The following is a 12,393-nucleotide window of genomic DNA, read 5'->3' as shown; positions in this document are numbered from 1 at the left end:
TCTGTGATTGCGCGACTACTCCCTGCGCGATTTAGCGATGCAACTAGCAACAACCAAACTCACATCACTGTCCGTGTGTCAGTATCCTTTGTTCCATTTGTGAGGCGTCATACTCTAGCTAACAGAACAATGAGATGGGAAACATTTTTGTCGCTTATGTGAGTCAAACGCGAGCTGAGTTAATTGTCATCATGAGTTGTTGTTACCGTGTTTTTCAAAGGTTACCTGCGTGTTTTTTATTAATGATTTTTATGTGTATGAGGGCAGTGTTTTTCGACGTATGTACGTTAAACCAAGTAAGGGATCAGTGACGGAATGTTTAAAAAATGGTGGATAATTGAGCAGAAAAAGGGGCTAACCTGACGACTGAGAAAAGACGTGTTAGTATCAAAAACGTTTTTTCACTGACTGTCGAACTTTATACGACGGTCACACAACATGGAGTGTGAAAATTATGATGCGAGTAGGTTTAGTTGGCTGGCGCGGCATGGTGGGATCGGTGCTGATGCAGCGCATGGTAGAAGAAAAAGATTTCGACCATATCGAACCTGTCTTTTTTAGTACCTCTCAAGTGGGTATCGACGCACCGAACTACGGTAAGGATGCGGGCACCTTAAAAGATGCTTACGACATTGAGATGCTAAAAACCCTCGATGCTATTATCACCTGCCAAGGCGGAGACTACACCAACGATGTTTACGCAAAGCTGCGTGAATCAGGTTGGAAAGGCTATTGGATTGATGCGGCGTCATCACTACGAATGGCAGATGATAGTATCATCACCTTGGATCCGATTAACTTCAAACAAATCCAAGCGGGTATTCATCAAGGCACGCGTACCTTTGTGGGGGGTAACTGTACCGTCAGTTTAATGCTGATGGGCTTGGGCGGCTTGTACCAAAACGGGTTGGTCGAGTGGATGACTGCCCAGACGTACCAAGCTGCGTCTGGCTCAGGCGCCAAGCATATGCGCGAATTGATCAGCCAAATGGGTGTGATCAACGATGCCGTTAATACCGATTTGGCCAGCCCTGCTACCTCTATTCTGGACATTGACCGCAAAGTCGCGCAAACCCTACGCTCGGGTGATTTCCCAAGTGACAACTTTGGCGTGCCGCTTGCCGGCTCACTGATCCCTTGGATTGATGTGAAGCGCGACAATGGTCAAAGCAAAGAAGAGTGGAAAGCTTCGGTGGAGACTAATAAGATCTTAGGGCTAGACCACAATCCGATCCCTATCGACGGTACGTGTGTTCGTGTCGGGGCGATGCGTTGTCACAGTCAGGCACTGACCATTAAGCTGAAAAAAGCGGTGCCAATGGATGAAATTGAAGACATGATTGCATCACATAACGACTGGGTCAGTGTGGTGCCTAATGAGCGGGATGTCACCATGACGGATCTGAGTCCGGCTAAAGTGACAGGCACCATGTCTGTGCCTGTGGGCCGTTTACGTAAACTGGCAATGGGTGACGATTTCCTCAATGCCTTTACCGTGGGTGACCAGCTGCTGTGGGGCGCGGCAGAGCCTCTGCGTCGTACATTGCGTATTATCTTGTCGGAAAAAGCGCAAGACTAATCACTGAGCGATAACCACCGCAAGCCGCCAACGTCGTTGGCGGTTTTTTTGTGTCCGGCGTTCTGTATCGCTTAGTCCTAGCGTTTCAAGCGCGCATAAAAAAGGAGGCGATGGACGCCTCCTTAGCTTCAAGCTTTTTCGTAAGCTGACTTAGCCTGCGAAGTTTTTCGCCACGAAGTCCCAGTTAACCAGCTTCCAGAAGGCAGCCAGATAGTCTGGACGCACGTTGCGATAATCGATGTAGTAAGCGTGCTCCCAAACGTCCACAGTCAGTAGTGGTGTTTCACCGTCGTGAGTCAGTGGGGTTTCAGCGTTTGATGTGTTGACGATCGCCACTGAACCATCTGCTTTTTTCACCAGCCACGTCCAGCCAGAGCCGAAGTTGGTGACTGCTGCGTTGGTGAATTGCGTTTTAAACTCGTCAAAAGAGCCAAAGGCTTTCGTGATTGCGTCTGCAACGTCACCAGTAGGCTCGCCGCCACCGTTAGGGCTTAGGCAGTGCCAGTAGAAGGTGTGGTTCCACACTTGCGCGGCATTGTTGAATACGCCGCCTGAAGAGTTTTTGATGATCTCTTCGAGTGACTTACCTTCAAAATCAGTCCCTTCAATCAGACCATTAAGCTTCACGACATAGGTGTTGTGGTGCTTGTCGTAGTGATAGTCCAAGGTTTCTTTTGAGATATGTGGTTCTAGTGCATCTTTTGCGAACGGGAGTTCTGGTAGTTGGAATGACATTGCTTATATCTCCGTTTTTATCGTGAGAGTGCTTCCTGTAGTCCATCACCGGCGCTCAAGAGTGTGGTTTGTCATCAATGATCACATGAACCACCCATCACCTAAGCATCGGTTGTGGCTACTATTTTCGTTTTGCTCAGTGTAGTTTAGCAAGTTTTTACTTTATTAAAAGGATCGCGGTAAAATTTTTATGCCTAATCCCACAAAAGATTTAGGCATTTTTTTCCGGCTTGTTAACCAGTAGAATCAAGACAAGATTCACAGACAGTGTTCGAGGAAGCAATGGAAACAACGGACAAAATCAAGCAGCAAATCGAAGAAAATGCGATTCTGCTTTACATGAAAGGGTCGCCAAAACTGCCAAGCTGTGGTTTTTCGTCACAAGCCTCTCAAGCGCTTATGTCGTGTGGTGAAAAGTTTGCATACGTGGATGTATTACAAAACCCAGATATTCGCGCAGAGCTGCCTGTATATGCGCAGTGGCCAACCTTTCCACAACTTTGGGTTGATGGTGAATTAGTCGGTGGTTGTGACATCATTCTGGAAATGTTCCAAAAAGGTGAGCTACAGCCACTGGTCAAAGAAGCGGCCGAGCGCCGTGATGCGAGCGAAAACGAATAACGCGGTTACTGATGTGACAGGCCTTGAAAAAGCCACGTCTTGGACGTGGCTTTTTGTATTCATCGGTGCGTGAAATTGCGCGTTACGTTTGTTGGCGCCCCCGCTTAGAGCACCATGGCCGCGAGCCAGCCAAACGCAATTAATGGCAAATTGTAATGAATAAAGGTGGGGACGACCGTATCCCAAATATGTTCGTGCTGACCGTCGGCATTCAGTCCGGACGTGGGGCCCAAGGTAGAGTCTGACGCCGGCGAGCCTGCGTCGCCCAACGCGGCTGCCGTGCCTACCAACGCAATTGTTGCCATCGGTGAAAAACCAAATGCCAGTGAGAGGGGCACGTAAATCGTCGCGATAATGGGAATGGTCGAGAAGGACGAGCCAATCCCCATGGTGACCAGTAGACCCACCACCAACATTAGAAAAGCCGCCAGTGGCTTATTCTCACCAATGGAGCCAGACAGGGACGCGACCAAGGATTCGACACCCCCTGTCGCTTTCATGACGGCGGCAAAGCCCGCGGCGGTGATCATGATAAAGCCAATCATCGCCATCATGTGCACGCCTTTGGTAAACACATCTTGGGTGTCTTTCCAGCGGATCACGCCACCAAAGGTAAACACCATAAAGCCAGCCAACGAGCCCACAATCATTGAGCCGGCCATCAGCTGAACACTTAGCGCGGCAACAATCGCAATCGCGGCGACCCACAAGTTGCGCGATTGAATGCCTTGGTTTTCCGGCTCAGCGCTGAGTACGTCTTTTTCACTGTATTGGCGAGGCTGACGGTAGCTGATAAAGGTGGCGATCAACAGGCCAACGACCATACCCGCCGCAGGCAATAACATCGCGGTAGGGACTTGGCTTGCGACCACATCGAGACCATTGTCATTGAGGTTTTTGAGCAAAATGTTGTTCAAAAAGATGCCGCCAAAACCGACCGGTAACACCATATACGGCATGATTAAGCCAAAGGTGAGTACACAGGCGACCAATCGACGGTCGAGCTTTAAGCGTTGGAACACATGCAATAGAGGGGGGATCACAATGGGAATAAAGGCAATGTGGACCGGGATTGCGTTTTGCGACGAAATCGCTAACAGGCCTAATAGGACTAAAACAACGTATTTAAAGGTGGCGGTATTGGCATCGGTGGGACGCGCGTTTAACTTGCGGATCACCGAGTGCGCAAGCACATCCGTGATCCCAGAACGGCTGATAGCGACCGCAAAGGTGCCGAGCATCGCATAGCTCAGGGCAATGGTGGCGCCGCCACCCAGTCCGCCCTCAAAGGCACTAATGGTGTCGGAAATACTAAGACCACCGACCAAGCCACCAAGGACGGCGCTGAACGTGAGCGCGACAACGACATTTACACGCATAAGCGCCAATGCCAGCATGACGCAGACTGAAATGACTACCGGGTTCATTAAACATTCCTGTTATGGGTGTGGTGACTGCAGCTTCACTGCAGGGATTATCTATGGTTTTGTAATTAAGCTACCCAGTTTGCGCAAAATTTTGTCCGTGTCGAGGGGTAATCGGTTTTTTTTGGTTACTTTCTTTCATGCTTGTCAGCGTTGCTGCAATTCGCGACCAGTAAAGTAGGCAAAAAGGGACGGCTGCAAATGCTAGTGGTGTGAAGAGCAGTGGTGTGGGGGAGCAATTGCAGGCCACTCGCAGGCACACCGTGAACCCATCCCTGGGGGCTCCGCCGCGCCGTCCTTGGCGCGGAGGGCCTGCTTAGCGGCCAGCAATCGCTTCTAATGTCATTCAGGGCAGAACATAGATCGAAAAAAGCCGGCCTATGTAGGCCGACTTGTTGGGTGATGGCTAAGTTGCAGGGCTTAGAACAAGTAGTTCAGCTGCAAACCATAGATATAAGCATCGCCGCCAGCTGAGAAATCAGTATCAGATGAGGTCGTACTAGTTAGTGCTTCCGTACCATCAACTTGATCACCGTCTAAGTAAGCGAAACCGAGGTCAACCGACAGATTTTCGTTCGCCGTATAGGTTGTGCCTAAGCTCCACCAGTGACGGTCTGAGTCAGGAATGCTTAGCGTACGTTTTTCTGCAGGTACTGGACTTTCATCATAGGCATAACCGGCGCGGAACGCCCATTGCTCATCCATGGTGTAGGTGGCACCCAGCGCATAACGCCAGCTGTTGTCCCAGTCTTCTTCTTTTTGGAAACATACATTGTTATTGGCAGAGCACCCTGAACCCGTTGCTTTCAGCTCTTTTAGGCTATCCCAACCAGTGTACATGGCACTATAATGAACTGCGAGTTGTTGGTTTAACTGATGAAAGCCAGAGAACTCGATGATTTCAGGTAAATTAAGTTCCAACTCACCATCCACTTCAGTCCCAGGGCCTCCTCCAGTTGGACCACCCGCCAGTGCAGGTAAGCCATCTGTAAACTTGCCATCAAGCGTCACGTCTGTTTGCGAACGGTAAGTTAAACCGAATCGGTTATCTTCATTAATTTCCCACAGCAAGCCAAGATTCCAGCCGAATCCCCAACCATCGCCGGTTAGCTTTGCTACTTGATCACTGGCATTACCTCCCAAACCATTAGGCGGATTTTGTAAGCTGAGAGCCCCTTTCTGACGCTTAAGTTCTGCATCGGCATAAATAGCACTGATACCGGCACCGATGCTCCACTGATCATTAAGCTTGTAGGCAATATTAGGATTGAAATTCATGGTCACGAGTTCGGTTGACCCCGCAATGGAACCGGCATGAAAATCTTTCGGATAGTCGGTTGATAGGCCAAAATTGGAGAAGGCAGAGAAACCCACCGCTAATTTATCATCAATCGGCTGAATGATATGGATGTTAGGTACATACTCAGTCGGAGCAATATCTTTTGCGTCCGTTGTGAGTGGTGAAGTTGCCTCCACATCCGCATGCACATCTGGGTCAATGATGCTTAAGCCGCCCGAGAACGCGGTGGTGTTAAAACGGGTTAGGGCAGCGGCGTTGCGTGCGCCCACTGCGGCATTATCTGCGATAGCGGCTTCACCGGCAAAAGCACGCCCCAAACCGGATACCGAGGTTTCTGATACTTGGAAGCCGGCACTGTGTGCTTGCACGGCTAACAAAGATAAACTGGTTGCCACTAGCGATTTCTTAAATAGTGATGACATAACGCGCCTCACTCCTTTGTTAATAAGCTTCTTGTTCTTTGGGGCCGCCGCTTCAGTGCCCATCTTACGTGGGCGTGAGAAGTGGTCGGATGTTCTACCGGTTCAATAGTGGCACCAATTTCACGTTTGTTAAAGGTTGGTTTCAAAACGGGTAACACAATATTTCACCTGGTTAGGCTAGCAATGTTTCTATCGGCTGTTTTAAGTAAAAACTCTATTTGCCTAATAACTATGCTCAACCCCTATTTAACGTGATTTTTACATTTTTATTTTGTCGCTCACTCCTTACGTGTCTGTTTAATAGTGGTTAGTCTGATCGCCAAATAAAGGTCAAAAGAAGATCACAAAAATGTGACCGCAAACAAATTGTTAACAAGTCTAAGCGGAACTTTTTGTGGTTTGTGAATACGTTTGGCGTCAATCAACCAGGGTCGGTCGCAACGCAAAGGTTGCGTTGTTGCCGACCTGGCTGCGCGCATGTGGTCTTTACATCAGCGTGATTAGGTAGAGGGGGACGCTGTGCTCTCCGAGGTGGAGGGAAGTGGCCAACCGCCTAAACGTTTCCAACGATTGACGATTTCACAGAATAGCTCAGCGGTGCGCTCGGTATCATAGAGTGCACTATGCGCCTCTTTATTATCGAACGGGATCTGCGCCGTTTGGCAGGCTTTCGCCAATACCGTTTGCCCGAGCGCCAGTCCACTCAGGGCGGCGGTATCAAAGGTGGCGAAAGGGTGGAACGGGTTACGCTTGAGCTTGGCACGCTCGGCGGCGGCCATCACAAAGCTATGATCGAAGTTGGCATTGTGAGCGACCATAATGGTGCGTTGGCATTCCGCTGCTTTTTGCTCTTTACGGATCAGCTTGAAGATTTCCCGCAAGGCCTCGCCCTCATCAACCGCGCCACGTAGTGGGCTATAAGGGTCACGGATGCCGGTGAACTCTAGAGCGGCTGGCTCGAGGTTAGCGCCTTCAAAAGGGGTGACATGAAAGTGCAGCTTTTTGTCTGGCATTAGCCAGCCCTGCTCATCCATTTTTAGTGTCACGGCACATATTTCTAGCAGTGCATCGGTTTGGGCATTGAAGCCGGCTGTCTCAACGTCGACAACGACAGGGAAATAACCACGGAATCGGGCTTTGAGACTGTTTGGATCACTTGCTTGGCTCATGCTGATGTCACTTTACTAACAATAAGAAAAGCGTGATTATCGCAAATAGTGGCGTTAAGCTAAAGTCGGCGTGTCACGCGTCGATAACTTTATAATCATTTGTTTGTGTCTTAGTCATGTTTCGGTCACTGTCCTAGCGGTGACGTACGCAACCTTGCAAGCAGTAAACTGTGCGTGAAGACAGAATCACGCGACGTACGGAGTCTGTAATGGCGTTTTGTCCTGTTGATTTAATAAAATGGCGCTTTACCTCAGCGGTGGTGTTGTCATGTGTTGGTCTGCTTCTGCCCAACCAAGCGTCTGCCAACAAGCAGTACGTGGCATCCTTGGGGGAGTCAAACTGGACAGTGACGATTGATACGCCAATCGAGTGCCGGCTAGAGCATGACGTGCCAGGGTACGGGCAGGCCTCGTTTACGTCGCGGGCGAGCAAAGACATGAATCTCGATTTCTCGCTCGATATGCAGCGGCCCATGGGTGAGACCGCGCAGGTGTCGCTGCTTTCCATGCCCGCTGACTGGATGCCCGGGGAGCCGGCACGTTATATGGACCAGCTCAAATTTTTCAAGCAATTTAATGGTTTTGTGGGCGGTCAAACGGCTTGGGCGATGCTGAGTGAGTTAGAGGCAGGTCGCTTCCCTACGTTTAGCTTTAAAGATTGGCGGCGTCAGCGGCAGCAGGTAGATGTGGCGTTGTCGGCGGTAGCATTTGGCTCGCCATATAATGAATTCAGCCGATGTCTGAATAAGCTTTTGCCTTATGCGTTTGAGGATATTTCTTTTACGGTGTTGCGCTACCAAGAAAATAGTGATGAGTTGACCAAAGCCAGCCGCCAGCGACTCACGCAGATAGCCGAGTTTGTTCGTTACAGCGACGATATCGATTTGGTGTTAGTGGCGACCTATTCAGATGCACGAGGCACCCGCGAAGCCAACCAGCAAATGTCAGAGCGGCGGGCGAAGAAATTGCGCGACTACTTTACCTCGCTGGGCTTACCTGAAGATCGGATTACCGTTGAGGCTTATGGCGAACGCCGTCCGATTGCTGACAACGACGACCCAATTGGGCGCAGTAAAAACCGCCGTGTGGTGATTTCGTTAGGAAGAACCTTGTTATAGGCGACAGCCACAGAGGTTATCACAGACAGTGTATGCCTCCGATACAACATAGACAGCACGAAAAAGCCCGGCATCGAATGCCGGGCTTATTTTTGTGACGTGTCTTGCTGTGTTAGCCGTTCAGCCCCGCAGAGGCACTTTTGTTTTGGATAAGCTCCAATTTGTAGCCATCAGGGTCAGTCACGAAGGCGATTTCAGTACTACCGCCTTTGACTGGGCCTGGCTCACGGGTGATGTTGCCACCCGCTTGGCGGATTTGATCGCAAGTTGCGTAAACATCATCGACCCCAATGGCGATATGGCCAAAGGCGTTACCGTGATCGTACTCGCTTTCACCCCAGTTATAGGTCAGCTCAATCACGGCACCTTCTGATTCGTCGCTATAGCCGACAAACGCGAGGCTATATTTATACTGCTCATTTTCATTGGTGCGTAACAAACGCATTCCCATCACTTCGGTGTAAAACTTGATAGCACGGTCTAGATCACCGACGCGGATCATGGTGTGTAGAATTCTGCCGTTTGACATGACGTTGCTCCTTTTTTGCTTGCCAGTGCTCGCCCTCGATGGCGTTAGCTATCTGGATAAACTTTTTCTTTGTACTCACATAAATCTTCAATGATGCAACTGCCACAGCGAGGTTTTCGTGCGAGGCAGGTATAGCGTCCATGCAGAATTAGCCAGTGGTGCACATCGACCTTAAATTCTTTCGGCACCACCTTGATCAGTTTTTCTTCTACGTCATTGACGTTTTTACCCATTGCGAACTTGGTACGATTGGACACGCGAAAAATGTGGGTATCGACAGCGATGGTGGGCCAACCAAACGCGGTGTTGAGTACCACATTGGCGGTTTTGCGTCCCACGCCGGGCAGGGCTTCTAGCGCCTCTCTACTTTCTGGTACCTCGCCATGGTGTTGTTCAATCAAGGCGCGGCAAGTTTTAATCACGTTCTCGGCTTTGGAATTAAACAGGCCAATATTTTTGATATAGGACTTCACCCCATCCACGCCCAATGCCAGTAGCCCTTCGGGCGTATTGGCCACTGGATACAGCTTATCGGTGGCTTTATTGACACTCACATCGGTTGCTTGCGCAGACAGTAACACCGCGATTAGCAACTCGAAAGGGGTTGACCAATTGAGTTCCGTTTGCGGGTTTGGGTTGTTATCGCGCAGGCGTTCCAGAATTTGCCGTCGTTTTTCTTTATTCATTTATCCTATCCTGTCGATCATTGATTACCCGTCACACGCGCGCGCTCAATCACTGGCTTGTCGTCTTTTTCTGTTTTACTGGCAAGGTGTGTATCAATGATGTTCTTCAACGCGATCAGAAAGCCGACCGCGAGAAACGCGCCTGGTGGCAATATCGCTAGTAGAAACTTGGTGTCGAATTGAAAAATTTCAATCCGCAGTGCGGCAGCCCAATCACCGAGCAAGAGGTCGGCGCCATCAAACAAGGTGCCATTGCCGATGATTTCGCGAATAGCGCCGAGTACCACCAAGGCTGCTGTCATGCCGGTGCCCATCCAAAAACCATCGCTCACTGACAAGCCAACAGGATTTTTGGAGGCAAAGGCTTCGGCACGGCCGATGATAATACAGTTGGTGACAATCAAGGGGATAAAAATCCCCAGTGATTGATAAAGGCCGTAAGCATACGCATTCATGACCAGTTGCACGCAGGTCACCAGTGAAGCAATCACCATCACGAAAATAGGAATCCGTACCTCTTTAGGTACCCAGTCTCGGATCAGTGACACAATTAAATTAGAGCCAACGAGTACGGCCAAGGTAGCGATTCCTAGGCCAAGTGCATTGGTGACGGTAGCGGATACCGCCAATAGTGGACACAGCCCCAATAACTGCACAAACGCTGGGTTATTACTCCACAAGCCATTTTTCATTAGCTCTTTGTGGGCGCTATTCATGACGCTCCTCCGCAATTAACTGGTTGGTTGATCAGCGCTTCTTGGCGTTGACTCACAAACCAAGCCGCCTTTTTGACGGCGCCGACAACCGCGCGCGGGGTAATGGTGGCACCGGTAAACTGATCAAACTGCCCGCCGTCTTTTTTCACCGCCCAGCGCGCATCATCCTCACTGGTGACGGTTTTGCCGCTAAAGCTATGGATCCAATCTGACACCCGCAAGCTCACTTTATCACCCAGCCCCGGGGTTTCGTTATGCTCGAGAACCCTTACGCCCAGCACCTGGTGACTAGTCGCGTCCATACCGATCAAGACCTTGATAGCACCATTGTAGCCATTAGGGGCGATGGCTTGGATGGCAACGGCGCTGACCTCACCGCCTAGGGTAGCAACATAAAAAGGCAGCGCGTCATCGGTCCCCAAGGCGTCCTTATTTTCGACAAGGCGACAGCTTTGATGCAGTGCATTATCGTGCCTGTCTTCAGGGATCACCTGATTGAGCGCCTTTGATAATTGAATTTGCTGCTGCTCTTTAATGGTGTCTTCGGTCAGTGCGTGAGTGACCGCAACCAGTGCTGTCGACAAGAGGGCAGCGATTGCGAGAATGCCCCCATGTTTTTTTATGGTCTCAATCATGATTTTGACTTCTTCTCTGCACGGTTTGTGGCATGCCCATACGTTCTTGGCTTGGTGTAATAATCAATCAAAGGGACGCACAAGTTGGCAATGATCACCGCAAATGCGATCCCATCAGGGTAGCCGCCCCACGTACGGATTAAATAGACCAATACGCCAATCAGGCCCCCAAACCATAAGCGGCCACGGTCGGTCGTGGAAGCAGAAACCGGATCGGTGGCGATAAAAAATGCCCCGAGCATGGTGGCACCGGATAACAAATGGATCAGAGGCGAGGCGAGTTGATCCGGTGCGATTAGGTGGCCGAGCAATGAGCATGCAAGTAAGGCGGCGAGTACCGCGACCGGAATATGCCAATTGATAATGCCACGTTGGATCAGCACCAAACCGCCGAGGAGATAAAGCGTGTTGACCCACGCCCAACCTTTACCGCCTAGCGCTGAGAAAATGGGCTGCTGCAAGGCTTCACTCACAGTTTGGCCGCCGGCCAGTGCGGTTTTTATGGTATCCAGAGGCGTTGCCATGGTGGCACCATCCACGGTCATACGCAATTGGTTGACGCTAAAGCCATCTAAGGTATAGCCGCCAAAAATTGCCGCGAGCGTATCGGCAATGGTCAAGCTATGGGTGGCGAGACTCTCCGGTGGTAACCAGGTGGTCATTTGCACTGGAAAAGCGATGAGCAGTACCACATAGCCAACCATGGCAGGATTGAAGAGGTTCTGTCCTAATCCGCCGTAGATATGCTTGGCAACAATAATCGAAAACGCGGTACCTATGACGATCACCCACCAAGGTGCCATCGGCGGGATCGCGACCGCCAACAAAAACGCGGTGAGGAGGGCACTGTTGTCACGCAGGTAAGCCATTACGGGGCGACGTCGTAGCCGCATCACCAGCGCTTCGGTTGACCATGCCGTGATAACTGCCAAGGTTAATTGAACCAGCACGCCCCAGCCGAAGAAATACCACTGTGCGGCCAAACCGGGTAGGGCACAGAGGAGCACCGTCAGCATAAGATGGCTGGTGGAACGTTTGTTGTGGGCGTGTGGTGAACTTGCGATGAAAAACGCCACGTGGGTTATTCCTTATCTTCTTGTGATTGTTGTGCCGCTTTACGTGCTTTGGCACGGGCAACCGCGGCGGCGACAGCGGCTTTTTTGTCGTTAGCCTCGTCAGCTGCCGGCGCGGTGTCTGCAGCATCGGATGGCGTATCGGCAGCCGTCTCAGGTTGTGCCTTGGTATCGCCTTGCTGAGCCGCTTTACGCGCTTTGGCACGGGCAACGGCGGCCGCGACGGCGGCTTTTTTGTCGTTAGCCTCGTCAGCTGCCGGCGCGGTGTCTGCAGCATCGGATGGCGTATCGGCAGCCGTCTCAGGTTGTGGCTTGGTGTCGCCTTGCTGCGCCGCTTTACGCGCTTTGGCGCGGGCAACGGCGGCGGCGACAGCCGCTTTTTTGTC

General features: G+C 50.8%; 12 protein-coding genes and 1 pseudogene. 3 read left to right on the top strand and 10 right to left on the bottom strand.

The genetic code is table 11. From position 1 onward, the window contains the following. Positions 1–457 precede the first annotated feature (457 nt). Complete coding sequence (asd, locus tag BGL48_RS07120; RefSeq protein ID WP_069362069.1) at positions 458–1,579, top strand: aspartate-semialdehyde dehydrogenase; 1,122 nt, start codon at positions 458–460, stop codon at positions 1,577–1,579. 150 nt (positions 1,580–1,729) lie between these two features. Here asd and sodB read toward each other — a convergent pair whose 3' ends face one another. Beyond that, on the bottom strand, positions 1,730–2,314 hold the full coding sequence (gene sodB, locus BGL48_RS07115; protein WP_069362010.1) for a superoxide dismutase [Fe]: 585 nt from the start codon (positions 2,312–2,314) through the stop codon (positions 1,730–1,732). A gap of 282 nt (positions 2,315–2,596) precedes the next feature. On the opposite strand from sodB, the gene grxD reads away from it, so the two are divergent. Then, on the top strand, positions 2,597–2,935 hold the full coding sequence (gene grxD / locus BGL48_RS07110) for a Grx4 family monothiol glutaredoxin (protein WP_069362009.1): 339 nt from the start codon (positions 2,597–2,599) through the stop codon (positions 2,933–2,935). Positions 2,936–3,039: 104 nt separating this feature from the next. Here grxD and BGL48_RS07105 read toward each other — a convergent pair whose 3' ends face one another. The 3 genes from BGL48_RS07105 to rnt form a co-directional block, all read right to left on the bottom strand. Beyond that, a complete protein-coding gene (locus BGL48_RS07105) occupies positions 3,040–4,362 on the bottom strand; it encodes a Na+/H+ antiporter family protein (RefSeq protein ID WP_046075305.1) in 1,323 nt (440 codons plus the stop codon). Positions 4,363–4,779: 417 nt separating this feature from the next. Next, complete coding sequence (locus BGL48_RS07100; protein WP_069362008.1) at positions 4,780–6,081, bottom strand: outer membrane protein transport protein; 1,302 nt, start codon at positions 6,079–6,081, stop codon at positions 4,780–4,782. A gap of 500 nt (positions 6,082–6,581) precedes the next feature. Then, positions 6,582–7,250 (bottom strand): ribonuclease T, encoded by a 669-nt coding sequence (gene rnt, locus BGL48_RS07095; RefSeq protein ID WP_069362007.1) that lies wholly within the window; start codon positions 7,248–7,250, stop codon positions 6,582–6,584. Between the two features lie 209 nt (positions 7,251–7,459). Between rnt and motY the strand changes: the two genes are divergently transcribed. Then, positions 7,460–8,368 (top strand): flagellar protein MotY, encoded by a 909-nt coding sequence (gene motY, locus BGL48_RS07090; RefSeq protein ID WP_083238474.1) that lies wholly within the window; start codon positions 7,460–7,462, stop codon positions 8,366–8,368. Positions 8,369–8,480: 112 nt separating this feature from the next. On the opposite strand, the gene gloA is transcribed toward motY, so the two are convergent. The 6 genes and pseudogenes from gloA to BGL48_RS16210 form a co-directional block, all read right to left on the bottom strand. Next, positions 8,481–8,897 carry a lactoylglutathione lyase gene (gene gloA, locus BGL48_RS07085; protein ID WP_046075308.1) on the bottom strand — a complete coding sequence of 139 codons (417 nt, stop codon included), beginning with the start codon at positions 8,895–8,897 and terminating at the stop codon, positions 8,481–8,483. A 44-nt stretch (positions 8,898–8,941) separates the two neighbouring features. Next, positions 8,942–9,583, bottom strand: coding sequence for an endonuclease III (nth, locus tag BGL48_RS07080; protein WP_046075309.1), 642 nt, complete (start codon positions 9,581–9,583; stop codon positions 8,942–8,944). 17 nt (positions 9,584–9,600) lie between these two features. Then, positions 9,601–10,299, bottom strand: coding sequence for an electron transport complex subunit E (locus BGL48_RS07075; RefSeq protein WP_069362006.1), 699 nt, complete (start codon positions 10,297–10,299; stop codon positions 9,601–9,603). Beyond that, positions 10,296–10,934 carry an electron transport complex subunit RsxG gene (rsxG, locus tag BGL48_RS07070; protein WP_069362005.1) on the bottom strand — a complete coding sequence of 213 codons (639 nt, stop codon included), beginning with the start codon at positions 10,932–10,934 and terminating at the stop codon, positions 10,296–10,298. The genes BGL48_RS07075 and rsxG overlap by 4 nt, the downstream gene beginning before the upstream one ends. Continuing rightward, entirely contained in the window at positions 10,931–12,010 is a 1,080-nt protein-coding gene (gene rsxD, locus BGL48_RS07065) for an electron transport complex subunit RsxD (protein WP_069362004.1), read from the bottom strand. The genes rsxG and rsxD overlap by 4 nt, the downstream gene beginning before the upstream one ends. 5 nt (positions 12,011–12,015) lie before the next feature. After that, positions 12,016–12,393 (bottom strand): annotated as a pseudogene (locus BGL48_RS16210) (electron transport complex subunit RsxC); the annotation flags it as partial.

The sequence above is a fragment of the Salinivibrio sp. SS3 genome (genome assembly GCF_001722105.1).
GTDB classification, from domain to species: domain Bacteria; phylum Pseudomonadota; class Gammaproteobacteria; order Enterobacterales; family Vibrionaceae; genus Salinivibrio; species Salinivibrio kushneri.
Note: the sequence above shows the minus strand (reverse complement) of the source record. Positions and strands in the feature narration are given on the sequence as shown.